A 26,093-nucleotide genomic window follows, 5' to 3' on the forward strand; every position below is an offset into this window, starting at 1 on the left:
CGGGCGCAGTCGGGCGCCTACACGAGCCAGATGGAGGCGGATAACGCCGCGGGGCAAGCGGGCGCGCTCGGCAAGGTGGCGTCCAGGCGCGCTACGCAGGGCGCGCGGCAAATCGCGGACGCGCTTGGGCGTCTGCGCGAGATCGTGGGCGAGACCGGGGATGCCGCGGAGGGCGCGCAGGACGACGCGAGTGCGGCGGCGGAGCGGTTCGGGGAGACGCTGAGGCGGACGGGGGATGCCGCGGGCGCGGCCGGTCGTGCGGCGAAGAAGGCTGGCGACGATGCAGCGGAGGGCGCGGAACGGGCAAAGAGCGGCTGGGCGCGCGCGGCCGAGACCGTCGCCGAGTATGCCTCCAAGGCGAAGGATTGGGGCTCGCAGATCGGCTCGGCGATCACGGGCGCTTTCCAGGGCGCGGAGAACGCGGTGGGCGAGTTCGTCCGGACCGGCAAGCTGTCGATCAAGGACCTGGTGAGCTCGACGTTGGCGGAGTTCGCCAAGATCGCCGCGCGGCGCTGGATCTTCGGGCCGCTCGCGGAGTTCGCGGCGGACGTGATGCACACGGGCGGTGTCGTGGGCGTGGCCGGCTCGCGGCGCTCGGTGCCGGCGCTGGCGTTTGCCGGGGCGCCTCGGTTCCACCAGGGCGTGGATCTCGGCCTGCGCGCCGATGAGGTGCCGGCGATCCTGCAGCGCGGGGAGCGGGTTCTGTCGCGCCGCGAGGCGCGGGAGTATCGCGCGGAGCAGCCGGTGGTGGTGAACATCTCGACGCCGGATATCGAGTCCTTCCGGCGGTCGCGGGCGCAGGTCGCGGCGGACATTGGTCGCGCGGTGGCGGTCGGTCGGAGGTCGATGTAGTGGCGGCGTTTCACGATGTGCGGTTCCCCGACAACATCAGCGGCGGCGCGCGCGGCGGGCCGGAACGGCGCACGCAGGTCGTGACGGTCGCGTCGGGCGACGAGGAGCGCAACGCGACCTGGGCGGACTCGCGCCGGCGCTTCGACGTGGCCTACGGGATCCGCCGCGCGGACGATCTCGCGGCCGTGATCGCGTTCTTCGAGGCGCGCAACGGCCGGCTGCATGGCTTCCGGTTCAAGGACTGGTCGGACTTCAAGAGCGGCCTGCCGTCGCGCGCGCCCGAGGCGCGGGACCAGCTGCTGGGCCTGGGCGATGGCGCGCGCCGTCACTTCCGGCTGAAGAAGGCTTATTCCTCCGGGGACGCGGTCTGGGAGCGGATGATCCGCCGGCCGGTCGAGGGGTCGGTGCGGGTGGCGGTCGACGGCGCCGAGCGTCTCTCGGGCTGGTCGGTGGACTGCGCGACCGGGATCGTCTCTTTCGAGGATCCGCCGGGCCTCGACCTGGAGGTGCGCGCCGGCTTCGAGTTCGACGTGCCGGTGCGGTTCGACACGGATCGCCTCGACGTGACGCTGCGGGTGGAGCGGCTGGGCTCGATCCCGTCGATCCCGCTGGTCGAGTTGCGCGAGAGCGATGCGCCTTTTCCGTCTTGATGCAGGAGCCTTTCGATGAGTGATTTGTCGCGCCTGGTTACGGGCGTTTTCCGCGCGCCGTCCGGGCAGGTTTTCGGCGGGCGGACGGTGACCATCTTCCGGCGCGAGCGGCGCGTGGTGGCGCAGGGCACGTCGGTGGTCGTGGACGAGGTCGAGCGGACGGTTCTGAGCGCCGCGGGCGAGATCGCGGTCTACCTGGTGCCGGGTTCCTACCTGGCGCGCATCGCGCTCGAGGACGTGGATCGGTATTTCGAGTTCGGTGTTCCGGAGGGGTCGGGGCCCTGGGCCATCGAGGCGGCGGTCGAGGCGGCGACACCTTTCGTCTCGCCTGCGAGCGTGGCCGCGGCGCGGGCGGAGGCGGATCGCGCGGAGAGCGAGGCGGATCGCGCCGAGGTGGCGCGCGATGATGCCAGCGCGGTGGCGGGCCTGCGCGAGTTCGCGGATCTCGAGGCGCTGCTGGCGAATTCGACGCTGACCTACGCGACGGGCCTGGCGGGCACGGTGTCGGAGGGCGACGTGGTCCGGACGCGCGCGGAGGGCCGGGCGTTCCGGGTGCTGGCCGCCGGGGTCGAGGCGGTGTTCGTCACCGCGGGCGGTGTCGGGCTGCAGCGGGAGCGGCTGCTCGCGGATCCGGTGCCGGGCAACCGGGCGCGGCTCGCGCTGATCTTCGATGATGGCTATCGCAACAACGTGACGGGCGCGCTGCCCATCCTGCGGCGCTACGGCTTTTCCGCGACCATCGCGGTGGAGGCGGAGCGGGTCAATCTCGACTATGCGGGCGAGCCCAACGAGCCCGTGGTGACCGCCGAGGACATGCGCGAGTGGATCCGGGCGGGCGGTGAGATCTGCAACCATCCCGCGCTCGATCTCGCCGCGTCCGAGGCGGCGATGGCGGCCTCGGCCGTGGCGGAAAACGAGCGGCTGCGCGACATCCTCACGGGCGCGCTGGTCTGGGATGGCTCGGGCTTCGTCGCGGGGCCGGTCACGCATCCGGAGTTCCTCGATTGGCGCGTCGAGACGGGCGTCTATCGGTTCGGCTCGCGCAACGAGACCAGCGACCGGGCGTTCTTCACGGTGTTCGACAAGGTGCGCGGCATCCAGGGCTCGGTCGCGTCCTTCGGCGACGGCATCTACGCCACGGACGAGGCGGGCGAGTGGCCGGCCTTCTGGTGCGCGCGGAGCGTGGACACGAACGGCAGCGAGGCGGCGCTGACGCTGGCGCTGTCGTGGATCCGGTCGGTCGGCGCCACGGGCGGGGTGGCGGTGGCCTACGCGCACTTCACGCCGGATGGCCTGCCGGGCTTCGCGGATCCTCCGCCGTTCATCACGCTCGAGCATCTCGAGGCGCTCTGCCGGGCCTGTGCCGAGGCGGGCGTCGAGATCGTGCCGATGAGTGCCTTGGGTCCGATGAACGTCCTGGGCGGGCCTGCGGCCTGGCGGGAGGATTTCTGGCAGCTGACGGCCGGCGCCGCGGGCAACGAGGCCGCGCGGGACACGGTCGAGCGGCTGAACAGCCTTCCGTGGTCGCTGCGGCTTTACTCGGATGCGGCGGTGGCGGGCGGCAATCGCCCGCGGGCGCGCTCGCAGCAGTTCCTCCTGCGGCCGTTCTGCCGCTACCGGATCCGGGTGCGCTACCGGATTGACGCGGACCTGGTGCGCTTCGTGAATGCGCCCAATCATGGCCTTGAGGTGCGGCTCGAGACGAAGGCGGCGGATGCGCCGCAGTCGGCGGATCTGTCGGTCACCAATTACGAGATGACGCAGCCGGCGCCCATTCCCTGGGAGGCGACGTCCGGGTGGGCGGTTCACGAGACGGTGGTCGTCTCTGGCCTCGGCCGGGTCGGCCAGGTCGAGCTCGCGCTGACTTACTGCGAGGGGACGGTGCGGATCGGGCATGTGAGCGTCGAGCGGCTCGATAGCCTCGAGCGGCGGCCGTTCGTTCTCGAGGGGACGTTCGCGCCGGGCACGTCGCGGCTCATGCGGCTTCCGAAGCCGCAGAACCTGGGCTCGCGGCGGTGGCGCTGGCATGTCGTGGTCGAGGATGCGCCGGTCGAGGCGACGGTGCAGGAGGTCGACCTGGCCTTTGCCGACTCCGCGGACGTCACGCCGGCCGAGGGCCAGACGGTCTATGTGCTGGGGCGCGGCGCGGGGGCGTTCGCCGGTCAGGGCGGCCGGATCGGGACGTATTCCTCGGGCGCCTGGGGCGCCTGGGCGGCGCCTGCGAATGAGACGCTGATCCGGGCCGCGAATGGCGAGGGCGTGGCGAACGCGCATTACCGGCACCATCGCGTCTCCGGGCTGGGCGGGCAGTTCTCGCGGCTGTTCACGCAGGCGTTCGAGGATCGCGCCTTCGTGCAGCGCATCGCCGAGCACGAGGTGCGCGTCTGGTCGGAGGGCGGCGTGCGGTCGGATGCGTTCCGCCTGGTCTGCCAGCCGGCGCCGCTGTGAGGGGCGGGCGATGAAGGCGGTTCCGGCGGCGCTGCAGGCGCATCTCGAGACCGGCGCGACGACGCTGGCCTGGTGCTGGCGCGTCACGCGGAGCGCGAGCGACGGCGCGGTGTTCGGGTTTACCGACCACGACCGGGCGCTGTCGTTCGACGGGACGGTGTTCGAGCCCGAGGCGGGCTTCATGGCGGCCGAGCTCCGCGCCGGCGTCGATCTGGCGGTCGATGCGCAGGCAGCGGAGGGCGTGCTCTCGTCGGAGGTCATCACCGAGCGCGACATCGCGGCGGGGCTCTGGGATAACGCCTGCGTCGAGGTGTGGCGCGTCAACTGGCAGGACACCAGCCAGCGGGTGCAGATCCGGCGCGGCTCGCTGGGCGACGTGCGGCGCGGCCGGCAGCATTTCGTGGCCGAGGTCCGCTCGCTGGCGCATTTTATCAACCAGGCGACCGGCCGGCTGTTCCAGGCGACCTGCGATGCGCGGCTCGGGGATGCGCGCTGCGGGGTCGATCTCGAGGTCGCGGGCTTCCGGGGCGCGGGCGTGGTGAGCGCGGTGCGCGGGCTGCGCGTCCATGAGGTGACCGGCCTCGACGGGTTCGCGGCGGGTCACTTCACGCTGGGCTTCCTGGTCTGGACGTCCGGGGCGAATGCCGGGCTCCGGGCGGAGGTCATGGAGCATGGCGTTGATGACGGGCTGGTGCAGATCGCGTTGTTCGACGCGCCTGTCGAGGCGGTGGCGCCGGGTGATGCCTTCACGGTCTACGCCGGCTGCGACAAGAGCTGGGAGACGTGCCGGGCCAAGTTCGCAAACGGCGCGAATTTCCGGGGCTTCCCGCACATTCCGGGCCAGGACGCGGTGACGCGCTTCGCCTCGAATTCGGATCCCAACACCGGCGAGGTGCTATGAGCGGCGCGGCGGACCCGGGCGCCGTGGTCGCGGTGGCGCGGTCCTGGATCGGGACGCCCTACCACGACCAGGCGAGCCTGCGCGGCGCGGGGTCCGATTGCCTGGGCCTCGTGCGCGGGGTCTGGCGCGAGGTCGTGGGCGCGGAGCCGCTCGCGGTGCCTCCCTACAGTCGGGATTGGGGCGAGGTCGGCGGGCGCGAGGTGCTGCTCGAGGCCGCGCGGCGGGTGCTGCTCGAGATCGAGCCTGCGGCGGCCGGGCCGGGCGCGGTGCTGCTGTTCCGGATGCGGCTCTCGGCGCCGGCGAAGCATGCCGGGATCCTGACGGCGCCGGGCGCGTTCGTTCACGCCTATGACCGGACGGGCGTGATCGAGGAGCGGCTGACGCGCGCGTGGCGGCGCCGGGTGGCGTTCGCGTTTCTCTATCCTGCGAGGGGCTGATGGCTTCCATTCTTCTCGCGTCTGCGGGCGCGGCGATCGGTTCGAGCATCGGCGGGACGCTGCTCGGCATCTCTGCGACCACCATCGGCGGCGCGCTGGGCTCGTTCGCGGGCTCGATGGTGGACAGCTGGGTGGTGCAGAGCCTCGCGCCGACGCAGAGCGTCGAGGGGCCGCGGCTCGACAACCTGCGCGTGACGAGCAGCAGCGAGGGGTCGGTGATCCCGCGCCTCTACGGCCGGATGCGCCTCGGCGGGACGATCATCTGGGCCACGGATTTCCGCGAGGAGAAGAACACCAAGAAGTCGGGCGGCGGCAAGGGCGGCGGCGGCGGCGTCAAGACGACCACCTACAGCTACTTCGCGTCCTTCGCGCTGGCGCTCTGCGAGGGTCCGATCACCGGCATCGGCCGTGTGTGGGCGGACGGCAAGCTGCTGGACATGGCGGCCGTGACCTGGCGGCTTTATCTCGGCGACGAGGAGCAGGGCCCGGATCCGTTCATCGCCGCGCGCATGGGCGGCGAGGCGCCGGCCTATCGCGGTGTCGCCTATCTCGTGTTCGAGGACCTGGCGCTGGGCGAGTTCTCCAACCGCCTGCCGCAGATCTCGGTCGAGGTGTTCCGCGCCTTGCCGTGCGAGGACAATCTCGAGGGCATGGCGCGCGCGGTGACGCTCATTCCGAGCGCGGGCGAGTTCGTGCTGGCGACCGAGGAGGTGCGCAGCAGCGGGTCGGGCGCGTCGGAGAGTGAAAACGCGAACACCGGCTCGGGCTTCACGGATCTCGAGGTGTCGCTCGATCGCCTCGAGGCGTGCCTGCCTGGGGTGGAGAGCGTGACGCTGGTGGTGTCGTGGTTCGGCACGGATCTTCGCGCCGGCGAGTGCCGGATCGTGCCGGGTGTCGAGTTCTCGGAGAAGACGACCAAGCCGCTTTCCTGGCGGGTGTCGGGGATCGAGCGCGGCTCCGCCTACCTGGTCAGCCGGATCGAGGACGGGCCGGCCTATGGCGGCACGCCGGCGGACGCCTCGGTGGTGCAGGCGATCCGGCTGCTGAAGGCGCGCGGGTATCGCGTGACCTTCTATCCGTTCCTGCTGATGGACGTGGCGCCCGGCAATTCGCTGCCCAACCCCTACAGCGATAATGCCTCGGAGGTAGGCCAGCCGGAGTATCCCTGGCGCGGCCGGATCACCTGTTCGCCGGCTGCGGGCCATGCCGGGAGCGTGGACGGGACGGCGGCGGCGGGCGCGCAGGTCGCGGCGTTCTTCGGCTCGGCCGCGCCGGGGGATTTCTCCGTCTCGGGCGAGCGCGTGACCTGGCAGGGCAGCGCCTCGGACGAGGGGCTGCGGCGGATGGTCCTGCACTACGCGCATCTCTGCGCGGCAGCCGGCGGGGTCGATGCGTTTCTTGTGGGCACCGAGCTTCGCGGGGTCACGTCCATCCGCGACGGCGCAGCGAGCTTTCCCGCGGTCGCGGCGCTGCGGTCGCTGGCCTCCGATGTGCGCGGGATCCTCGGCGCGGGCACCGCGCTCTCCTATGCCGCGGACTGGACGGAGTATTTCGGGCATCAGCCGGGCGACGGCTCGGGCGACGTGCTCTTCCACCTGGATCCGTTCTGGGCCGACGCGAACGTCGATTTCGTGGGGATCGACAACTACGCGCCGCTCGCGGATTGGCGGGACGGCTCGGATCATGCGGACGCGCGGGCGGGATGGGCGCACACGCACCAGCGCGAGTATCTGCGCGCGAATGTCGAGGGCGGCGAGCGGTTCGATTGGTTCTACGCCTCGGCGGCGGATCGTGATGCGCAGGTCCGGACGCCTGTCGAGGACGGGGCCTACGGCAAACCGTGGATTTTCCGCCCGAAGGACATCCGCTCCTGGTGGTCGAACCAGCATTTCGACCGGCCGGGCGGCGTCGAGAGCTCGACGCCTACCGCCTGGGTGCCGCGGTCGAAGCCGGTGCGCTTCACCGAGATCGGCTGCGCGGCGGTGGATCGCGGGGCCAATGAGCCCAATGCCTTCTACGATCCGAAATCCGCGGACGGGCGTCTGCCCTATTTCTCGCGCGGGTGGCGGGATGACGCCATGCAGCGGGCGTTCCTCGAGGCGGCGCTGGGCTATTGGCGGGACAATAATCCGCAGTCGGACGTCTACGGGGGTCCGATGCTCGATCTCGGCGAATGCGCGCTCTGGACCTGGGACGCGCGGCCGTTTCCGGAGTTCCCCGCGCAGGCGTCGATCTGGTCGGATCGGGAAAACTGGCGCCTCGGGCATTGGCTGACCGGCCGGGCGGGCGCGGCGGATCTGCGGGCGATGGTGCGGCAGATCGCGTCGGCGGACTGCATCCACGGCGATTTCCTCGACGTCTCGGAGCTCTGGCAGTGCTGCGACGGCTTCGTGATCACCGCGGTGGAAAGCCCGCGGGCCTCGCTCGGCCGGCTCGCGCGGTTCTTCGGCTTCGATGCGGTCGAGAGCGGCGGAAAGCTGCGCTTTGTCGAGCGCGGCTCGGATCCGGTCGCGCGGATCGCGCTCGACGGGCTCGTGGCATCCGGCGAGGTCGATGGCGACGTGCTGGAGATCACGCGGGGCCAGGAGACCGAGCTTCCCGGTGTCCTGCGCTGGACCATCGCGCGCGCCGACGAGGCGTATGACGGGGCGACGGTCGAGGCGGCGCGGATCGTGGGGCAGAGCGAGCAGGTCAGCGTCGAGCGGTTCGCGCTGGCGTCGGCGCCCGATGAGGCCGAGCGCCGGTGCCGGCGCGCGCTGCTCGAGGCATGGGCCGGCCGGGAGCGGTTCGCGGCATCGCTGCCACCTTCCCTGCTGGCGCTGGATCCGGGCGACGTGATCGCGCTCGAGCGCGAGGGCCGCGAGATGCGGTTCCGGCTTCTGAGGGTCGCGGACGGGCTGCAGCGCGAGGTCGAGGCCGTGGGCGCCTCGGCAGGGTTCGACATGATCGCGCCCGGTGCGGCGCGGATCGCCTCCCTGCCGCGCCCGGTCGGGTATGGCGAGCCTCTCGCGGTGACGATGAACCTGCCGCAGCTGTCGAGCGCGGTGGATCCGGCGGCGCCTTACCTGGCGGTGCGCGCGGATCCGTGGCGGGGCGTTGCGGCGATCTGGCGGAGCCCGGTGCAGGACGGCTTCGAGTTGTTCGCGCTCGCGGAGGCGCCGGCGCAGATCGGTGTGCTGGTGGCGCCGCTCGCGGCCGGGCCGCTCTGGCGGTGGGATCGTGGCGCGGTGCTGGATGTGGAGTTCCTCGACGGGACGCTGGGGTCGCTGTCGGATCTCGAGGTGCTGGCCGGCGGCAACGCCTTCGCGGTGGAGGGCGCCGGCGGGGCCTGGGAAATCGTGCAGGCGGCGGAGGCCGAGCTCGTCTCGCCCGGCCGCTACCGCCTGTCGCGCCTGCTGCGCGGGCAGCGCGGCACCGAGGCGGCGATGGCGGATCCGGCGCCGGCGGGGTCGCGGGTGGTGGTGCTCGATGACCGCATCGCGCCGCTTCCGTTCTCGCTGGGCGAGACGGGCGTGGCCTGGAACCTGCGTGTCGGCTGGCCGGAAAAGGGGCCGGCGGATCCGTTCGCCCATGCGGAGACCTTCACGCCATCGGCGCGGGGCCTGCTTCCGTTCGCGCCGGTCCATCCGCGCGCGCGCCGGCTCGCGGGCGGTGATCTCGAGCTTCGCTGGACGCGGCGGTCGCGGGATCTGTCGGCGGATAGCTGGTCGCTCGCCACGGTGCCGCTCGCCGAGGACGCGGAGCGGTTCGACCTGGAAATCCTCGACGCGGGCGGCGCGGTGCTGCGCGCGGTCGAGGCGCTCGAGGCGCCGCGGTATGTCTGGACGGCTGCGGAGCAGGCCGCCGACCTGGGCGGCGCGGCGTCGGAGGTGCGGGTTCGGGTATGGCAAACGGGCGCGCTGGGCCGGGGCATCCCGCTCGAGGCGGCGCTTGCAATCACGGAGGCTGGGTGAATGAGCGAAACACCGAGGCTGGGCCTGCCGCAGCTCGCGGCGGCGCAGGCGCAGAAGCACGTCACGGTCAACGAGGCGCTGTCGCTGCTCGACGCGCTGGTGCAGATCGGCGTCAAGGACCGGGACCTGGCGGCGCCGCCCGGCACGCCTTCGGAGGGGGATCTCTACATCGTGGCGGCCGGCGCGACGGGCGCCTGGGCGGGGTGGGAGGACGCCATCGCCCTGTGGTCCGCCGGCGCCTGGCGGCGCATCGATCCCGGCGACGGGTGGTTGGCCTGGGTCGAGGACGAGAGCGGCTTCGTCCGCTATGCCGCGTCGGGCTGGTCGCTCTGGCCGTCGAATGTCTCGACCTTCGGCGTCAACGCGGAGGCGGACGCCACCAACCGGCTCGTGGTGGCCTCGGCCGCGACCTTGCTCACGCATGAGGGCGACGGGCACCAGCTGAAAATCAACAAGGCGGCGGCGGGCGACACCGCGTCGGTGCTGTTCCAGACGTCCTTTTCCGGCCGCGCCGAGTTCGGGCTGTCGGGCGACGATAACTGGCGGGTGAAGGTTTCGCCCGATGGCGCGACGTGGTCCGAGGCGGTGACCGTGATGGCCGCCTCGGGCTTCGTCGGGATCGGCGCCACGGATCCGCAGGCGCCGCTCCACGTCGAGGGCGACGACGCGGCGCTTCTGCTGGGCAATTCGCAGGATCCTTCGGCGACGTGGACAATCGCGCCGGGCCGGCCGGGGTTCTACGAGGACTTCCTGATCGTCGCGGTGGGCGCGGACTATTCGGATCCGGCAACGCATCGCCTGCGCCTGCCTGGCGGGGCCGCGCCTCCGGTGTTCGCCGAGGGCGTGTCGGTGCCGGATGGCAAGCGGTTCGCCTCGGAGTCGAGCGCGGCGCTGGCGCATTATGTGCCGTTCCAGGGCACGCGGGGCGAGCTCACCTTCCGGGGCCCGACCGGGACGGGGAAGGCGCATTTCCGGCTCTCGGCCTTTTACCATGACGGCTCGGCCTGGGCTACGCGGATCGCGGGCGGGTTCGAGGCGGACGCGGCGGGCGCCCGTCTCGGCGTCGGCACCGATGCGCCTTCGACCACGATCCATGCCAAGGGGCCGGTTCGGGTCGGGAGCTTCACGGTCGCAACGCTGCCGAGTGCCTCGGCGGCCGGGGCCGGGTCGATCATCTTCGTGTCGGACGAGGCGGGAGGCGCGGTTCTTGCGTTTTCGGATGGGTCGGATTGGCGGCGCTCGACGGATCGCGCTGTGGTGTCGTGAGCTATGCGGGGTGGCTGAAATGCGGCAGCAGGGCCGGGACAGGACTCCGGAGGAGCGGCTGAGTTCGCTCGAGTCGTGGCGGGCGTTGCAGGAGCGGACGGCGCAGGAGACCGCGCGGTCGCTGGTGTCGGTGAACGAGCGGCTCGGCGAGCTTACCGACGATCTGCATCGCCGGCAGGGCGCCGAGCAGGAGCGGGCGCGGCTCGAGGCGGAGTTCGCGGCGGCGAGGGGCGCGGAGCGGGAAAATCGGCACGAGCGCCACGAGTGGCTGCGCGCGCTCGTCCCGAATGCGCTTCTCACGGGCTTGTGGGTGGCGCTGATCCGCGCGCTCGAGACGGTGATGGGAGGGCCGCGCCCATGAGCATGTCGGTGGATCTTCTGGCGCGGATCGCCGGGCGTCCCGTCTCGGGCAACATGGCGAGCGTGATGGTGGGCCTTGCGGCTTATGGCGCGCGCGCGGGTCTGGATCGCCCGCATCGGCTCGCGCATTTCCTGGCGCAGCTGGGCCACGAGAGCGCGGGCTTCCGGCATGACCACGAGGTGTGGGGGCCTTCGGCCGCGCAGTCGCGCTACGATGTGCGCGAGGATCTCGGCAATACGCCGCAGCGCGACGGCGACGGGTATCTCTATCGCGGTCGGACGCCGATCCAACTGACCGGGCGGGATAACTACCGGCAGTTCCACGCCTGGGCGCGCGGCGCCGGGCTCGGGCCGCCGGATTTCGTGGCGGATCCGGACCTGGTGCTGACGGATACCTGGGAGGGCCTTGCGCCTATCTGGTTCTGGGAGTCCCGCAGCCTCGGTCGGTGGGCGGATGAAAACGACGCGGAAATGCTCACGCGGCGCATCAACGGCGGGCTGAACGGGTATCGGAATCGCCTGGACTGGTATGCGCGCGCCGCGCTGGTGCTGCTCGGTTTCGGGCCGGATGAGGTGGCGCGGTTCCAGGGCGGCGCGGATCTCGTGGTCGACGGGATCGCGGGGCCTCGGACGAGGGCCGCGCTGCACAGGCGGCTCGTGGGCCTTCCGGCGCTCGAGTTCGGCGAGCCTTCCTCGAGGCGGCGCGCGCCGGATCGGCTGCGGTGGCTCTGGGATCTGGCCTCGGTTCTGCTGGCGCTGGCGCAGGGGCTCGTCATTGGCAGGGAGGGCGCGTGATGCGCGGAATGGTGGAATGGCTGCGGCGCAACCGCGGGCCGGTCGCGCGGCTCGCGCTGCGCTATCTCGGCACGCTCCTGGTGGCCTGGGGCTGGATCCCCGAGCAGGACGGGGCGGAAATGGCGGCGGATGCGGATCTGCTGCTGGTGGCGGGCGTGGTGATCGTGGTGATCGCCGAGGGCGCCTATGCGCTGGCGCGGCGCCGGGGCTGGGCGACGTGATCGCCCGGCTGAAGCTCTGGGCGCCGGCGCTGGGCGCGGCGCTCGTGGCGCTCGCGGTGGCGGCGCTGCGGCTGCGGCGCTCCGGGTATGGGGCGAAGAAGGCGGAGGACGATGCGGAAACGATCAGGCGTCTGGAAAAGGGGCGCGGTGCAGTGCGCGATGGTCGCGGCGACGATCCCGATGAGCGGCTGCGCCGCAACGATGGTCAGTGGTGACGCGGGGTGCGCGGCCTATGGCGAGGCGCGTCTGTCGATGCCGCGCGAGGCGCCTCTGCCGGGTGGCGCGTGGGGCGGCTGGATTGCGGATCTCGATGATCGGATGACCGGCACCTGCCGCTGAATTCGCGCCGGGGGCGGTTTCACAATCGCCCTTTGTTCCCCTGTTTCGCCCGCTTGATTGGCTCTGGTGGAGTGAGCGCCCCCCGGACGGCGTCTGCTGCGCCAAGTGTATCAGCGACGAGCCACGAGGAGGACGGTGGTGTCGGAGATTACCAATGTCGGGCTCGATCTGGCGTAGACTGTGTTCCAGCTGCATGGGGCGGACACGTCCGGCCGGGCTGTGCTCCGTCGCAAGCTGAGGCGGGGGCATGTGCCTGAGATGCTGGCCGGACTTCCGCGCTGTGCGGTGGCGATGGAGGCGTGCGGGGGCACGTCTTTCTGAGGGCGGGAGATCGGGAAGCTGGGCCATGAGGTCCGGCTGGCTGATCCCGCCGGCCTATGTGAAGCCGGTCTTGTGGCGGCAGAAGAACGACGCGGCGGATGCGGAGGCGATCGGCGAAGCGGCACAGCGCCAGACATTGGCTTCGTTCCGGTGAAGAACGAGGACAAGCAGAGTGCTGTGGCCGTATTCCGGGTGGCTGCAGACGATGGCCTCGCTCACCGCCGGTGATACCTTCGAACTGCAGGGCAACTTTGGCGCCGCGGACGGCTACTTCGCCGCCGACCACACGTCCTTCTGGGGCTGCAAGATCGGCTGACCGGCGGAAGGAGGATCCCGATGAACCCACCCCGATCCGAGGGCTTCGTGCGCATGCCCGACGCCGAGTTCGAGGCCATCCTGACCCGCGCGGCCGAGGAAGGCGCGAAGCGGGCGCTGGCCGATGTCGGCCTCGATGGCGACGAGGCCGCGCTCGACATCCGCGATCTGCGATCCCTAGTGGACTGCATCCGGCTGGTGCGCCGCACCGCGATGCAGACCGCCGTCCGCATGATCACGACCGGCGTCATGCTGGCGCTGCTCGCGGGCATCGCCATCAAGCTCAAGATCTTCGGCGGCAGCCCGTAGCCGCGCCCCATCCCCAATTCATCAGCCCGCAATGACCCGCTCTCGTGGCGGGGTGAGCCGTGGTCTGCCTGACAGGCAGACGGGAAGGTCCAGTGGACCTTCCCGAGCGGCGAACGCACCGAGCCCTGCGAGGGGCCGGAAACTCGTTTCCGGAGGACCCCATGACCACGACCTTCTTCGACCACTGGCGCCCGGCGCCAGAGGATGCCTGGCGCTGGCCCAACTTCTCGCCCGCCGAAATCGCCTGCCGGGGCACCGGCAAGCTGCTCGTCAACGAAACCGCTCTCGACAAGCTGCAGGCGCTGCGCGACCGGCTGGGCAAACCGATGATCGTCCGCTCCGCTTATCGCAGCCCCGAGCACAACCGTGCTGTCGGCGGCGCAACCCGCTCGAAACACCTCGACGGTGCGGCCTTCGACATCGCCATGTCGAACCATGATCCGGTGGCCTTCGAGGTGGCAGCACGTGCAGTCGGGTTTCTTGGGTTCGGATTCTATCCGCGCTCGGGCTTCATGCACATCGACCTCGGCCCCGCGCGCCAATGGGGCGAGCGCTTTCCCGCACGATCGGTGCCGTTCGCGGCTGAGACCCCGCCGACGCGCAAGGCCCTGGCGCAGAGCCGGACCATGAAAGGCGGTGGGGCGGCTGTCGTCGCGACGCTCGGAGCGGCTGGCGTCGAGGTTGCGCAGCAGGTCCTGAACGAGACGCAGACCGTGATCCTGCCGCTGGTTCCGTATCTCGATACGCTGCGCTGGGTGTTCACTGCCGTGGCGCTCGGCGGCATCGCTGTCACGATCTACGCGCGGCTGGATGACTGGAAAAGGTGGCGGCGTTGATCGGCGTGGTTGTCGGGACGCTCGCAAGATCGGCATGGGCGCGCGCGGCGCTCAGATATGGTGTCACCTCCCTTGTGATCCTGTTGTTCCTGCTGGCCCTGCGTCACTACGGCGAGCGAGCGGGACGCCTGGCCGAACGGCTGGAGACCATGGAGAAATCCCATGAAGCGCAAAGACGGATGCTCGAGGCGGCGGCGCGTCGGCCTCGGTCTCGCGATGAGCTTGCTGACCGGCTGCGCACCGGGCGCTTCTGACGGCGGCCTCGGGGCGTGTCCGCCCGTTGTCGACTACAGCCGGGAGTTTCAGGCGCGGGCGTCCGAGGATCTGGCTCTGCTGCCGGAGGGCTCGGCGATCGAGGAAATGCTGGCCGACTATGCCATGATGCGGGAGCAGGCGCGGGCTTGTGGGGTGTCATAGCGCATCCCATTTTCACGACGGGAGCGGGCGATGCTCCGCTTTCGGTGCGTGCGAAGTCTGCAGAAGTTCGCTTCCGCCCTCGCGTCCGTCTGCAACCACTTCAACATCGACCGCAGCCTCTCATCCCGAGCGATCTTCAAGCAGAACCGCGCCGCCGCTCTCGCCGAGTGGAGCGGCCTCTGCGCTGCATAAGCGGCAGCGTCACTGTCCTTGCAGAGACCGGTTCAATTCGTCTGACAGGCCCCATTTTCGGCGCTGTGCGACACCCGGGCGGCTCGGTGCGTGTTGGCCTGCTACGACGTTCCATCGTGCGGCTCTGACCTTGCGACACAGATGTCCTTGAGAATACCGATGAATGTATCGCGGGCCGGGTGTGGCTGCCGAGTTTGGGACACGAAATAGCAGAAATCGATTTTGACCCTCGGCTTCCACGGCAGAACGACCAAACCGTCGGCCTCATCGGGGCTCAGCGTGATCCGGTCCACGAAGGTGAAGCCAAGCCCGTTCTTGACCAAACGCAGCGCGGGCAGGCTGACCGACATCTCGTGGGTCACCTCCAAGCGTCTTTCGGTCTTGGCCAGCTCCCGGTCGAGGATCGTGCGCATGTTCGTGGTTTCTTCGAGTGCCACATAGGGCAAGTCCGCCACGTCTCCGGGCTCCAGCACATCTCTTCCGGCAAGGGCGTGACCTTCGGGCAAGGCCACTGCCATTTCAGTGCCGGCAAGAAACCGTGTTTCCTTGTTTTGATCCGGCAGGGGTAGTGTGGCGACACCCACATCATACAACCCCAAGGTGACACGGCGCCCCAGATAGCGCCTGGGATGCACTTCAAGCTTCAGCTTCACGGCCGGCTCACGCCTCACGAGTTCCACCATCGCGGGCACGATCAGCCCTTCCGCCAGTCGCGGATGACAGATGATCTGCAGAGGGGGAGCCTCATCGGTTTCGATCCGCTGGAACGCGGCCGGCAGGTCGTCGATCGAGGCAAGGATCCGCACCGCTTCGGGGAAAAAGGCTTCTCCCGCCCGCGTCGCGACCAGGCGCTTGCGTTCGCGGTGAAAAAGCTGCGTGCCGTACTCGGCTTCAAAGATCTGGATCAGGCGGCTTGCAGCGGGTTGGCTGAGATTCATCTTCTGGCATGCGCGCGCGAGCGTTCCTTCTTCCATCACATTCACGAATACACGCAGGCTTTTCAGGTTCATCGTGGATCCAATCTTCGATGGGACAGCGATTCATCTTCGCATTCTTGGATCATCCTATCTGATAATTCTATTTTTTCGATGCTAGGGTGATCATATACGCAAGAGTTCAGCCTGAACTGACAGGCGCAATGCCCCAGGAGAAAGCACATGACGGTTTTCGACCGCCGAACATTTCTACAGCTAAGCATCGCCGCATCGACAACGGCCCTTGCCAGCACACCCGCTCTGGCACAGTGGAGTCCTCGCAGACCGGTAAACGTCATCGTCCCGTATGGTGCCGGTGGCGGCACCGACAGCTTTGCCCGTGCCATGGCCGAATCCGCAGAGGCGGCGTTGCCCGTGCCGATGGTGATCGTGAACCGGCCCGGTTCATCGGGCATCACGGGTGCCACGGAGGCCGCGGGGGCGCGCCCGGACGGCAGCACCTTCATGATGACCTCGTCCGGGTCGTTCACCCTGACCTACCTGCTGCGCGACACCGAGGTTAACCCGTTCGACAGCTTCATCCCGGTCGCACAGATCGGCCGCCTGACGACATCGCTGATGGTCGCCGCCGACAGCCCCTACGAGACGCTGGACGATCTGGTCGCCGCGATGGGTGAGGCTCCCGGCACAATGCGTTGGGCGCATACGGGGCGCGGCAGCTTCCATCATGTTGGCGGTCAGGGTTTCTTGAACACGGCGGGACTGAACGCGCAGGATGTGCCGTTCAGCGGCGGTGGCAACACGCGCGCCGCGGTGATCGGTGGACAGGTCGATTTCGGCATGATCGGCATTCAGCAGGCCGCCGGCTTTGAAAACGAACTCAGACCGCTGGCGCTTGTTTCGGATGAGCGTGACGCATTTGCGACCGAAGTGCCCGTCTTCGGTGAACTGGGCTATGACGTGCCCCTGATCAGTTCGCCAATCGTTGTGTTCGCTCCGTTGGAAACTCCGCAGGACGTCATTGACGGCATGCAGGACGCGATCCGGACCATCACCCAACAGCCCGGTTTCATCGAAAGCATGGCGGAGCGTGGCAACGCGCCGGCGTTCTTGCCCAGTGCCGAGGTCGCAACCGTGCTGGCAAACCTGCGCGATGATGCGCGCCCGATCATCGAGGGCATCGAAGAGGAATGAACCCCGTTGCGTCCTCTCGCTCCTCAAGACAGGGCGTGGTTGTCGCGGCGGTGCTGATCGTTTTCAGCATCGCCGCTCTGTTTGCCAGTCTGCAAATTGAAAAGGATCCCGGCGGTGGTTGGGGTGCACGTATCTTCCCGCTGTTCGGATCGGGCACGCTGTTGCTTGTGGGCGTGCTGGAGCTGCGCAATTCGCTTTTCGGCCGGGTACCGGAAAGCAAACCGGCCTCGCCATCGATCTGGAGCCTGCTTGGCTTGGCGATTGGTTATGTCTGGCTCATGGGCGCGGTCGGCTACCTGTTCAGCACCGCGCTCGCGGCGCCTTTGGCGCTTTGGATATTCGGCATTCGCCGCCCGGCAGGGCTGCTTGCAGCAGCGATCCTGTGTCCCGCGACCTACCACCTGATCTTCTTCGAGCTTCTGGGCGTTTTCCCGACGTATGGACGATGGATCGACCTCCTCGAGATCCTGCAGGGTGTATGAGCATTGGAAATAGTTGCTGCCCTCGCGTCGGTGCTCGGCGATCCGATCCTCCTGTTGTGGGTTTTCGCAGCTTCCGTGGTCGGCATGGTCGTGGGCGCCATACCCGGACTCACGGCGTCGGCGGCGATCGCAATGCTCTTGCCTCTGACGTTTTACATGGAGCCACTTGCGGCTCTGGCCTTTCTGTACGTGATTGGCAAATCCGGCCGCTATGGAGGGTCTATCGCGGCCATCCTGTTCAACACACCGGGTACGGCAGCTTCGGCGGCCACTCAGATCGATGGCTATCCTCTCGCCCAGCAGGGCAAGGCCTCCAAGGCCATGAAGGTTGCCACGATCTCTTCTGTCATTGGCGACTATACCGGCGAAACCCTGCTCATCGTGGGTGTTGGCGTGATCGCGGCAATCGCTCTTCGCCTCGGCCCGCCGGAGCTGTTTGCGATTTACTTCGCAGCCTTTGTGGTCATCGGCTCGGTGATAGGAAAGTCCATCACCCGCGGACTCGCCTCTGCGGCACTTGGAGTTCTGATCAGCATGATCGGCATCGACCCGATCTCATCGAAGGAGCGCTTCACATTCGGCAGTTTCGATCTCACCAACGGCATATCGCTTGTGCCTTTGATGATCGGCATCTTCGTGCTCGGCGAAGTTTTTTCGCAGTTGGAAGCGCGTGGCAAGAAGATGGAGATCGTCGATGAGAGCGACGACGCCGCCAAGGCACGCAATCGGCTGACTTGGCCGGAGTTCAGGCCTTGCGTGCCGCATGTCATCCGCTCCTCTCTCATTGGCTCATTCATCGGTGTTCTGCCGGGCATGGGGTCCTCCATCGCCGCCTTCGTGGCCTATGGCGAAGGCAAGCGGCGGGCGAAGACTCCGGAAGAATGGGGCAAGGGCGCGCTGGAAGGTGTGGCCGCGCCCGAGGCTGCCAACAATGCCGTATCCGGCCCCTCCATGGCGCCGCTGCTAACGCTGGGCATTCCCGGCTCGACCATCGGCGCGATCCTTGTCGGCGTATTCCTCATTCACGGCATTCAGATCGGCCCGACGCTTTTCATCACCTCGCGCGATCTGGTCTACAGCTTGTTCGCGTGCGGGCTGATCGGCATCGCGATGTATGGTCTGGTCGGGTATTTCGGAGCCGCTTTCGTTGGACGTTTCGTCACCAGGATTCCGACGGATATTCTCTACCCGATCGTGTTTCTCACCTCCTTCGTCACAGCCTACGCCTCGCGCGGTAGCCTTTTCGATGTTCTGGTGATGGTGCTGGCTGGTTTCGCCGGGTGGTTGATGAAGAAATATGATTTCAACCCGGCCGCCTTCGTTATCAGCTTCGTGCTGGCAGGTGGCGCCGAGTTGACGTTTCGGCAGGCCATGCTGCTTTCCGAAGACGGTTTGCTGATTTTCGTAACCCGCCCAGTGGCCCTGGGCTTCCTGATCCTCGGCTTTGCCGCGTTATTCCTGCGCGCGCGCAGCCTGAATCGCCAAGCAAGGGAGGCAGCGCTCAAAGATGCCTGATCATTCATATCGCCGCGACCTTATGGGCACCGCAGAGCTTGCGTCATCAGCGCCAGTCGTCGCCGGCAGCTGGACCCATTTCGAACTGGTCTACACCGCCGGCAAGTTCGGCATTGATGATCTGGGCGGACTACGCGTGGCGATGCGAACGCACAGCGACATGACGCCATTGCAAACCGCCGATCCATCCGCCCCGGGCTATCTTACCGTTGAGGCCTCCAACGGGGCGCCAATAGAGTACAGCTTTACCTACAAGCGCAACATTCGGCCATGGGGCAATTGCATCACGGTGCTGTGCAAAGGTTTCCTTCGGCCCGGTGATACGCTGACCTTTCGCATCGGTGATCCGCGCGAAGGCTCGCCGGGGGTGCGCATGCAGACGCATTGCGAAAGCGCCTTTCAGTTTCGCGTGACCGTCGACGCATTCGCGTCCGTTGATTACACGCCCCTGCCCGAAGAGGCTCAGCCCACTGTCCCCATCGTACCCGGGCCGCCCGCCGTCTGGAAAGCGCTACTGCCGACGCTGCGCAGGCCAGGCGAGCCATTTCGGTTCATCGTGAAAGCCGAGGATCGTTGGGGCAATCCGACCGATCAGTTTGACGGCAACCTGACGCTGAAGCCGACCACTCCCCTGCCCGGACTGCCAGAAACGGCAAGGCTGAAGACGGGTCAGTTCAGTATCGTGATCGACGATTTATCCTTCGCAGACCCCGCCGATGTCGAAATCGAGGTCTGGGACGGCGATGCCAAGCTTGCCACGAGCAACCCGCTGCGCGTCGCAGACAGCCCCTTTGCCCATTACTGGTCGGACATGCACGGCCAATCCGGCGAGAGTATCGGGACGGGCACAGCGCGCGAGTATTTCGATTTCGCCCGAAACCGCAGTTTCGTCGATATCACCGGCCATCAGGCCAATGATTTTCAGGTCTCCGACGCCTTCTGGGACGAGATCAACGCGCTGGCCGCTGAGTTCAACGTCGAGGGCGAATTCCTGTGCCTGCCGGGCTACGAATGGTCAGGCAATACCGGCTTGGGCGGCGACCATAACATCTGGTACCGCACCGAGGGCCGCCCCATCTATCGCTCCAGCCGCGCCCTTATCACCGACACCACACTCCCAGAAAACGACTGCCACGACGTGAAAGATTTGTTTTGCGCCTTGCAGGACGAGGATGTGATCGTGGTGCCGCATGTCGGCGGCCGCTTCGCCGATGTGTCCTACGCCCATGATGCGCGGCTGGAACCTTCCGTCGAGGTGCACAGTTCATGGGGTACTTTCGACTGGATCGTCGAACAGAGCCTGCAAAACGGCTACCGCATCGGCATTGTCGCCGCCAGTGACGGGCACAAGGGCCGGCCCGGTGCGAGCTATCCCGGCGATGCCAAGTTCGGCTCCTATGGCGGGCTGACCTGCCACCTGTTGCCGGAGCTGACGCGGGACAGCCTGTTCGAAGAGTTTCGCCGCAGGCATCACTATGCGACCACGGGCGTTCGGTTGTTCATGTCCGCGACCATGGCGTTTCCGTCCCCGGCGCGCATCTACCATCGAAACCCCGATTTTGCGCCTGAAACTTATGATATGGGCCGCAAGGCCATCATGGGCGATATCGTCCGGACCGGCGAGGACGAGGGGACATTCGCGCTGCAAGTGCTTGCTCCGTCGCCGATCGAGCGCATCGAGTTGTATGACGGGGTGGAGCAGCTCGAAACCGTGCGGCCTTTTACCGACGATGATCTGGGTCAGCGCCTGCGCATCATATGCAAGGGCCAGAAAACGCGCGGCCGGGGCCGGTTGGTGAAATGGACCGGGACAGCAACTCTGAGTGGCGCCCGTATCGCGCACATTGCGGCGATCAATTTCTACAATCCCGACAGGCAGCCCAAGCAGGTTGATCCGCACACCATCGCGTGGACGGCGGTTACCACAGGTGGGTTCAGCGCCATCGATATCTGGCTGTCGGGCGAGGAGCCAGAGGGCGACATTGCCATCGAAACGAACCTCGGCGCGCTCAACCTGTCTTTGGACGATATCGGCATGGAACCGACCGTTCTGAATTGCGGCGGCGTAGACATGGCGTTGTCGGTTAAGCGGCTGCCCGCCCACCTCGAACGTTGCGCATTCGACCTCACACGCACGATCACCCTGCAGGGGTCAACCGAACGAGCGATTTTCGCGCGAGTCTCGTTGGAAGACGGCCATGTAGCGTGGTCCAGCCCGATTTATGTCGCCCGGGCCACGACATGAGCAACCTTTTTGGCGGTTTGCGCGTGGCTGATTTCACGCCCGTTCTGGCTGGGCCAGTCTGCGCCTATTATCTCGGCCTCCTTGGCGCGGAGGTGATCAAGATGGAAAGCCCCGTGAAGGGCGATGCCATGCGCCACCGGGGGGGCAGCGACACGGCCGTTCCGCAGCCGGTATGAGCACGGCGCATCTTACCCAAGCGGCTGACAAGGCCTCCGTGACACTCGATATGGAGCGCCAGCATGGCCGCGAGGCCATGCTGCAACTGCTGGGCGCGGCCGACATCTTTGTGGAAAACCACCGTCCCGCGACGGCGCATGCGATGGGTCTGGATGACACGAGCACTTTGAAGCTCAGCCCGCGCCTGGTGCACTGTTCCATGACAGGCTACGGTCGTGGCGGTGATCTGGAAAACGCGCCCGCCTATGATGTCAACATCGAGGCGTCTGCCGGCATCATGATGTTGACGGGCACAGAAGAAACGGGCCCGCTGCGCACCGGCGCGCCAATCATGAACCACTCCGTTGCGCTCGCCGCAACGTTCGCGATCAGCGCGGCGCTCTACGAGCGCGAGAAAACCAGACGTGGCACGTTCATCGACGTCTCGATGCTGGAGACGGCATACACTTTGATGAGTTCAACGATCGCCGATTACACCGCCACTAGACGCCCGCCGAAACCGCGCGGCAACGCAGCCAACAGCCGCAGCCCCGGCCCGGGCAGCTTCCCCTGCAGGGACGGGATGCTGAGCCTCGGCGTCAATGAAGAATGCCAGTTTCACGCTCTGGCCAAGGGTCTGGGCCGCGAGGCGTGGCTGCGCGACCCGAGGTTTGCAGAACGCTGCGCCCGGGCGGCCCACGCCGATGCGTTGGAAGAGGAGATCATCCGGGCGCTTTCCGTGAAAACGGCCGATGAATGGGAGGGCGATCTGCTGGTCAACGGTGTTCCCGTGGCGAAAATGCGCTCTCTCCCCGAATGCCCACATCATACACATACCAAGGCGCGGGGCTTTGTGCATCAGGACAAAGGGACGGGGCTTGGCGTGCCGACCTTGCCATTCCGGCTGGGCCAAACCGCGCAGCATCGCCCCGGACGTCCGCGCCAACGCTCGGCGAGGATACCGACAAGGTCATGCGGGATCTGACGCGCTGGACCGAAATGGGTGCGAAACGGTGATGGAAGGAACGGTGTTCGCTACGCTTTCATGGGTCGAGATGACCATCATCGTCTTCGGGGCATTCATTACATCTTACATTCACGGTGCAACAGGACTGGCCGGCGGCATTCTGCTGGCGGCCATTTTGGCACCGATCATCGGCGTTACGCCTTTGGTGCCGGTCATGAGCGTGACGCTGCTGATCAGTCACCTCGCGCGCGCCTGGTTCAACAAGGGCGATTTTCACCGCGGTGTATACTTCCTGATAGTTCTGCCGGCCATTCCGGCCCTGATTATCACCACCAACTTGTATGCGTCCCTCAACGCGGCATGGATTTCCGGCATTCTGGGTACCGTGGTGCTGATCTCGATCCCGTACCGTCACTGGGCGGCCCACAAGAAGATCAAGACACGCAAGTCGGCGCTTGTCGCCGCAGGGGCAATGCACGGTTCCCTGACAGGCGTATCCATTGGGCCCGGTATGCTGCTTGTGCCGCTGATGTTTGGCTACGGCCTGACGAAGGAAGCCTTCGTCGCGTCGTTCGCCGCCATCGCGCTGACGGTGAACTCCGTGCGCGTGGTCTCGTTCGGCGCGATCGGTCTGCTGCCGCTCGACTATCTGGCGTTGGGGTTTCTCACAGGCTTGCTATCCATACCCGGCAACTATGTTGGGCGGATGTCTCTGCGGCGCATGAACATCGCTCGGCACAGCCTTTGGGTCGATTTGCTCACCTGTCTTGCCGGGGGCAACTTCATCTGGATCATGCTGAGGGAAATCATGGCGCGGGGATGAGGCGTTTCACCGGCGGACGTGGACTTAGTGGGCTTCTGAAGAAGTCTGGCTGGACGGACACTTTCCAGTTTTCCATGGTTTGAGGGCGGTTTCTCCTGGGCTCTCAGGGTGGCTGCCGTGGGAGGGCCGCCAAGAGATACGGCAATCTGGCGAGGTTCCCGACTGCCGTTTTCATCCTGACCTGCGCACAAAACCTGTCGAGTTCGCGGCGAACGGTCTGGACCATGCCGCCCACGGTCTCCGCCCAGTCGAAGGGTTCTTCGATCTTCATCCGGCACCGCTGGGATAATGCGTCGCCGGTGACATGCCACGGAACGTTCATCCAGCCGCGCCAAGAGCCCGGTTGGCGTTGCTCTGACCCCAAACCTTGGACCGCCCGAAGGCAAAGTATTCCGGCGTCGATCAGGGTGACAGGCTGATAATGCCCCCCCCGATTTGGTCAGCATGATCGGAGCCTTGTTTCCGATCGCGCCGTGTGGACGTTCTTCGTCGTAGAATCCGCGCCAAGCGTCCAGCTTGGCGATGGCATCCAAAAGGGTCAAGAACCAATATTGGTTCAGATATTCCGTCCCGAGTCGACCGCTGAACGCTTCGATGAACGAATTGTATCGTCTTGCATGGCGTATCGTTCCTTCGGAACGTGCTGGCAGGCTTGATCACCCGCCACGATACGCCGCCTTCTCAGGGTCCATCACCCATTTCCCGGCATAGCTCTGCGAGCTATCGGCACTTGGACAATTCGAGATATCGGAATAACTCGCCAGATAATTCAAATTCTAGAGCAACTCTGGCGTTGTTATGATCCTTACAGCATATGCAAAATTGGACCTGACATGCCCCCCGAGTCTCCCCTCACTACGGCTTTTCCGACCGTTCCCCTTGATCCACGCCGCAGTCTGAACAAACCCCGCACGTCCGGCCTAACAATGGTCACAGATTACCAAATCACGCTTGACGGTCTGCGCGGCCTGATCGAGCTGGGCGGAGCCTACATAGATATTTTCAAAGTCGCCACGGGAACTGCGCGCCTGTTCCCGCGCGACCATCTGGTCGCCAAGCTTGAGCTCCTGCGCAGCCATCAGGTACGCCCATTTTTAGGAGGTCAGATGCAGGAATATGTGCTGCATACCATGGGCATACACGCAATGGAGGCGCATCTGAAAGAGGCGAAAGAGATCGGCTTTGACATGGTCGAAATCTCGGACAACATCGTTGATCTTGGCGAAGGTACCCGCGACCGGCTGATCCGGTTGGTGCAGGATGCCGGACTCGCCGCGGTGGGTGAGATCGGCGACAAACGCGATAACTCCGACCCGGCCGAGATGATCCGGGAAGTGAACGAGGTGCTCGCCTCGGGAACCGAGATTGCCATGATCGAAGGCCAGGAGCTGATGGTTGATGGCAAGCCAAACAAGACGCTGATTATGGCGTTGAAAGAAAATGTCGATGTCAGCCGCTGCATGTTCGAACTGTCCACACCGCGAGTGGGATCGACCACGCCACAGATCTATGCCGGCAAAAAATTCCTGGTGGAAACCTTCGGGCCCGATGTGAACTTGGGCAATGTCACCAGCGATGTGGTGATCGAAACCGAGACCACGCGGCTTGGTCTTGGCTCGGCGGGTCCGTTGTCCCTGATGTAAATTCCAGACCGTGCCGCCACTTGGGCGATGTCATTTGTGGACGGCTCCGGTTTTGCAAGGGGTTTCTCGAGCGACTTGGATCGAAGCAGGTTGCGGTCATTTGTCCGGCCTTTATGCGCGGTGTATGTGACCGCTGGCCCTGATGAAGATTGCTGCCGATACCCACGAAAGTTTTGCCGGAAAATTGCGTGACGTATGATATAGAGGGCGAGCGACATGATGCGTAACGACGGACTGTTCCGCGATCTTTTCTCGACGCAGCGAATGCGCGCGATCTGGTCCGATGATGCAGGAATTGCCGCATGGTTGCGCGTGGAGCAGGCCATTGCCGCCGCGCAGGCCGAGCTGGGGTTGATCGACGCTGCAACAGCACAAATCCTTCTCAAGATCACCCCTGATCGGATTGACCGGGCGCGGCTGGCAGAGGATGCGCTGCTGGTCGGCCGGCCCATCGTCGGGCTGGTCAATCAACTGCGGGAACTCGTTGGCCCTGAGACCACGGCGCATATCCACCGGGGTGTCACAACTTTCGATCTGATGGACAGCGCGCTTGCTCTGCACGCGCGCGATTCGCTAATCGAGGTGGACGAGGGCATTGACGCCATCCTGTCGCGAATTGAGACCTTGAACGACAGCTATGGCAATCTAGAAATGATGGGACGATCCAACCACCAGCACGCCGTGCCCATGCGCTTCAGCACCAAGCTCACTTCATGGAGTGAGGAACTGCAACGGCGGCGTACCGCGCTGACACAGGCGGCCGAAGCGGGCATAATGGTTCAATTCGGCGGGCCGGTGGGCGAACTGGCCGACTGGCCCGTCGAGACCGCCACCACCCTCCGCGCCAATCTGGCGGCGCGGCTTGGCCTTGGTGCGCCTAACTCCCATTGGCAGAACGCCCGCGACGGGATGGCGCAGATCGTGCTGGCGGCAGGTCTGCTGGGAGCTAGCCTTTCGCGTATCGGGCGCAACGTGAACTTGCTTTCAGGCACCGATACCGGAGAATTGCGCGAGGAGCATCGCGCGGGCCAAGGTGCTTCGTCCGCAATGGCGCACAAGCGAAACCAACGCGCCTCGGAATTCACCGAAGGGTTGGGTCGGNAAGCGAAACCAACGCGCCTCGGAATTCACCGAAGGGTTGGGTCGGAGCGCGCGCCAGAGCTCCGAGCGCATCGGCGAAACAATGCTGCACGACCATGAGCGTTCAGGAGGGGCGCTGATTGCCGAATGGCCTGTCATGCCCGAAACGTTTCTGTATCTGTCCGGCGCGCTGATGTGGGGCGCACGAATGTTTGACCGGCTGATCGTCGATCCGACGCGCATGTCCGAAAAGCTTTCTTCATGAAACTGAATACATACGGCGAGGGCCTGTCCCTCCCCTTCTGATTCCAAACTTTGGAAGTCGATCTGATATGATCCACTGCCTGTAAAGCAACTCACGTTCCAATCTGGTATTTGCGGACCGTTGATCATGCGACGATCTGTCTGGGTCCGATTAGTCTCAGGACTCATAGCCAGTAG

The 26,093-nt window shown here is 66.4% G+C and carries 25 protein-coding genes and 4 pseudogenes; 26 read left to right on the plus strand and 3 right to left on the minus strand.

Annotation, left to right across the window (positions count from 1 at the left end; genetic code table 11):
- From AB6A66_RS16315 to AB6A66_RS16390, 16 genes and pseudogenes are all read left to right on the plus strand, one after another.
- The coding region (locus tag AB6A66_RS16315; RefSeq protein WP_371056709.1) for a phage tail tape measure C-terminal domain-containing protein at positions 1-852 on the plus strand (852 nt) is incomplete at its 5' end.
- The gene (locus tag AB6A66_RS16320) at positions 852-1,502 is read left to right on the plus strand and encodes a TIGR02217 family protein (RefSeq protein WP_371056710.1); all 651 of its coding nucleotides are present in this window, start codon (positions 852-854) and stop codon (positions 1,500-1,502) included. The genes AB6A66_RS16315 and AB6A66_RS16320, both read left to right, overlap by 1 nt.
- A gap of 15 nt (positions 1,503-1,517) precedes the next feature.
- Positions 1,518-3,950: a polysaccharide deacetylase family protein gene (locus tag AB6A66_RS16325; protein WP_371056711.1), complete on the plus strand. Its 2,433-nt coding sequence runs from the start codon at positions 1,518-1,520 to the stop codon at positions 3,948-3,950.
- Between the two features lie 10 nt (positions 3,951-3,960).
- Positions 3,961-4,851: a DUF2163 domain-containing protein gene (locus AB6A66_RS16330; RefSeq protein ID WP_371056713.1), complete on the plus strand. Its 891-nt coding sequence runs from the start codon at positions 3,961-3,963 to the stop codon at positions 4,849-4,851.
- Positions 4,848-5,288, plus strand: a complete 441-nt coding sequence (locus AB6A66_RS16335; RefSeq protein ID WP_371056714.1) for a peptidase — start codon at positions 4,848-4,850, stop codon at positions 5,286-5,288. The genes AB6A66_RS16330 and AB6A66_RS16335 overlap by 4 nt, the downstream gene beginning before the upstream one ends.
- Positions 5,288-9,241 carry a glycoside hydrolase TIM-barrel-like domain-containing protein gene (locus tag AB6A66_RS16340; protein WP_371056715.1) on the plus strand — a complete coding sequence of 1,318 codons (3,954 nt, stop codon included), beginning with the start codon at positions 5,288-5,290 and terminating at the stop codon, positions 9,239-9,241. Before AB6A66_RS16335 ends, AB6A66_RS16340 begins: the two co-directional genes overlap by 1 nt.
- A complete protein-coding gene (locus tag AB6A66_RS16345) occupies positions 9,242-10,507 on the plus strand; it encodes a DUF2793 domain-containing protein (protein ID WP_371056716.1) in 1,266 nt (421 codons plus the stop codon).
- 10 nt (positions 10,508-10,517) lie between these two features.
- Positions 10,518-10,868, plus strand: a complete 351-nt coding sequence (locus AB6A66_RS16350) for a hypothetical protein (protein ID WP_371056717.1) — start codon at positions 10,518-10,520, stop codon at positions 10,866-10,868.
- The gene (locus tag AB6A66_RS16355) at positions 10,865-11,662 is read left to right on the plus strand and encodes a glycoside hydrolase family 19 protein (RefSeq protein WP_371056718.1); all 798 of its coding nucleotides are present in this window, start codon (positions 10,865-10,867) and stop codon (positions 11,660-11,662) included. The genes AB6A66_RS16350 and AB6A66_RS16355 overlap by 4 nt, the downstream gene beginning before the upstream one ends.
- The gene (locus tag AB6A66_RS16360; protein WP_371056719.1) at positions 11,662-11,883 is read left to right on the plus strand and encodes a hypothetical protein; all 222 of its coding nucleotides are present in this window, start codon (positions 11,662-11,664) and stop codon (positions 11,881-11,883) included. The genes AB6A66_RS16355 and AB6A66_RS16360 overlap by 1 nt, the downstream gene beginning before the upstream one ends.
- Positions 11,880-12,098, plus strand: a complete 219-nt coding sequence (locus tag AB6A66_RS16365; RefSeq protein WP_371056720.1) for a hypothetical protein — start codon at positions 11,880-11,882, stop codon at positions 12,096-12,098. Before AB6A66_RS16360 ends, AB6A66_RS16365 begins: the two co-directional genes overlap by 4 nt.
- A gap of 304 nt (positions 12,099-12,402) precedes the next feature.
- Positions 12,403-12,738 (plus strand): annotated as a pseudogene (locus tag AB6A66_RS16370) (IS110 family transposase); the annotation flags it as partial.
- A gap of 141 nt (positions 12,739-12,879) precedes the next feature.
- Positions 12,880-13,167 (plus strand): DUF6127 family protein, encoded by a 288-nt coding sequence (locus AB6A66_RS16375; RefSeq protein ID WP_036708271.1) that lies wholly within the window; start codon positions 12,880-12,882, stop codon positions 13,165-13,167.
- A 161-nt stretch (positions 13,168-13,328) separates the two neighbouring features.
- Positions 13,329-14,003 (plus strand): YcbK family protein, encoded by a 675-nt coding sequence (locus tag AB6A66_RS16380; RefSeq protein WP_371056721.1) that lies wholly within the window; start codon positions 13,329-13,331, stop codon positions 14,001-14,003.
- 162 nt (positions 14,004-14,165) lie between these two features.
- Complete coding sequence (locus tag AB6A66_RS16385) at positions 14,166-14,420, plus strand: hypothetical protein (RefSeq protein ID WP_371056722.1); 255 nt, start codon at positions 14,166-14,168, stop codon at positions 14,418-14,420.
- Between the two features lie 3 nt (positions 14,421-14,423).
- Positions 14,424-14,612 (plus strand): annotated as a pseudogene (locus AB6A66_RS16390) (IS6 family transposase); the annotation flags it as partial.
- A 101-nt stretch (positions 14,613-14,713) separates the two neighbouring features.
- On the opposite strand, the gene AB6A66_RS16395 reads toward AB6A66_RS16390, so the two are convergent.
- Complete coding sequence (locus tag AB6A66_RS16395; RefSeq protein ID WP_371056723.1) at positions 14,714-15,622, minus strand: LysR family transcriptional regulator; 909 nt, start codon at positions 15,620-15,622, stop codon at positions 14,714-14,716.
- A gap of 147 nt (positions 15,623-15,769) precedes the next feature.
- On the opposite strand from AB6A66_RS16395, the gene AB6A66_RS16400 reads away from it, so the two are divergent.
- The 7 genes from AB6A66_RS16400 (at position 15,770) to AB6A66_RS16430 (ending at position 22,929) form a co-directional block, all read left to right on the plus strand.
- On the plus strand, positions 15,770-16,741 hold the full coding sequence (locus AB6A66_RS16400) for a Bug family tripartite tricarboxylate transporter substrate binding protein (protein WP_371056724.1): 972 nt from the start codon (positions 15,770-15,772) through the stop codon (positions 16,739-16,741).
- 35 nt (positions 16,742-16,776) lie between these two features.
- Positions 16,777-17,223 carry a tripartite tricarboxylate transporter TctB family protein gene (locus AB6A66_RS16405; RefSeq protein WP_371056725.1) on the plus strand — a complete coding sequence of 149 codons (447 nt, stop codon included), beginning with the start codon at positions 16,777-16,779 and terminating at the stop codon, positions 17,221-17,223.
- A 3-nt stretch (positions 17,224-17,226) separates the two neighbouring features.
- Positions 17,227-18,738, plus strand: a complete 1,512-nt coding sequence (locus tag AB6A66_RS16410) for a tripartite tricarboxylate transporter permease (RefSeq protein WP_371056726.1) — start codon at positions 17,227-17,229, stop codon at positions 18,736-18,738.
- Positions 18,731-20,983, plus strand: a complete 2,253-nt coding sequence (locus AB6A66_RS16415; protein ID WP_371056728.1) for a DUF3604 domain-containing protein — start codon at positions 18,731-18,733, stop codon at positions 20,981-20,983. The genes AB6A66_RS16410 and AB6A66_RS16415 overlap by 8 nt, the downstream gene beginning before the upstream one ends.
- 23 nt (positions 20,984-21,006) lie before the next feature.
- Positions 21,007-21,159, plus strand: a complete 153-nt coding sequence (locus AB6A66_RS16420; protein WP_371056729.1) for a CoA transferase — start codon at positions 21,007-21,009, stop codon at positions 21,157-21,159.
- 38 nt (positions 21,160-21,197) lie between these two features.
- Positions 21,198-22,124 carry a CaiB/BaiF CoA transferase family protein gene (locus tag AB6A66_RS16425; protein WP_371056730.1) on the plus strand — a complete coding sequence of 309 codons (927 nt, stop codon included), beginning with the start codon at positions 21,198-21,200 and terminating at the stop codon, positions 22,122-22,124.
- A gap of 70 nt (positions 22,125-22,194) precedes the next feature.
- Positions 22,195-22,929 (plus strand): TSUP family transporter, encoded by a 735-nt coding sequence (locus AB6A66_RS16430; protein ID WP_371056731.1) that lies wholly within the window; start codon positions 22,195-22,197, stop codon positions 22,927-22,929.
- A gap of 103 nt (positions 22,930-23,032) precedes the next feature.
- On the opposite strand, the pseudogene AB6A66_RS16435 reads toward AB6A66_RS16430, so the two are convergent.
- Positions 23,033-23,227, minus strand: a pseudogene (locus AB6A66_RS16435) (IS5/IS1182 family transposase); the annotation flags it as partial.
- A gap of 118 nt (positions 23,228-23,345) precedes the next feature.
- Positions 23,346-23,534: pseudogene (locus AB6A66_RS16440) on the minus strand (transposase); the annotation flags it as partial.
- 228 nt (positions 23,535-23,762) lie between these two features.
- Here AB6A66_RS16440 and AB6A66_RS16445 point away from each other — a divergent pair.
- The 3 genes from AB6A66_RS16445 to AB6A66_RS16455 all read left to right on the plus strand — a co-directional run bounded on the left by AB6A66_RS16445 (position 23,763) and on the right by AB6A66_RS16455 (position 25,917).
- Positions 23,763-24,572, plus strand: a complete 810-nt coding sequence (locus AB6A66_RS16445) for a phosphosulfolactate synthase (protein WP_371056732.1) — start codon at positions 23,763-23,765, stop codon at positions 24,570-24,572.
- 216 nt (positions 24,573-24,788) lie between these two features.
- Positions 24,789-25,772, plus strand: coding sequence for a lyase family protein (locus AB6A66_RS16450; RefSeq protein WP_371056733.1), 984 nt, complete (start codon positions 24,789-24,791; stop codon positions 25,770-25,772).
- Positions 25,756-25,917, plus strand: coding sequence for a hypothetical protein (locus AB6A66_RS16455; protein ID WP_371056734.1), 162 nt, complete (start codon positions 25,756-25,758; stop codon positions 25,915-25,917). Before AB6A66_RS16450 ends, AB6A66_RS16455 begins: the two co-directional genes overlap by 17 nt.
- Positions 25,918-26,093: the final 176 nt, after the last annotated feature.

Origin of the sequence: Rhodosalinus sp. K401, assembly GCF_041365735.1 — a bacterium.
GTDB lineage: Bacteria > Pseudomonadota > Alphaproteobacteria > Rhodobacterales > Rhodobacteraceae > Rhodosalinus.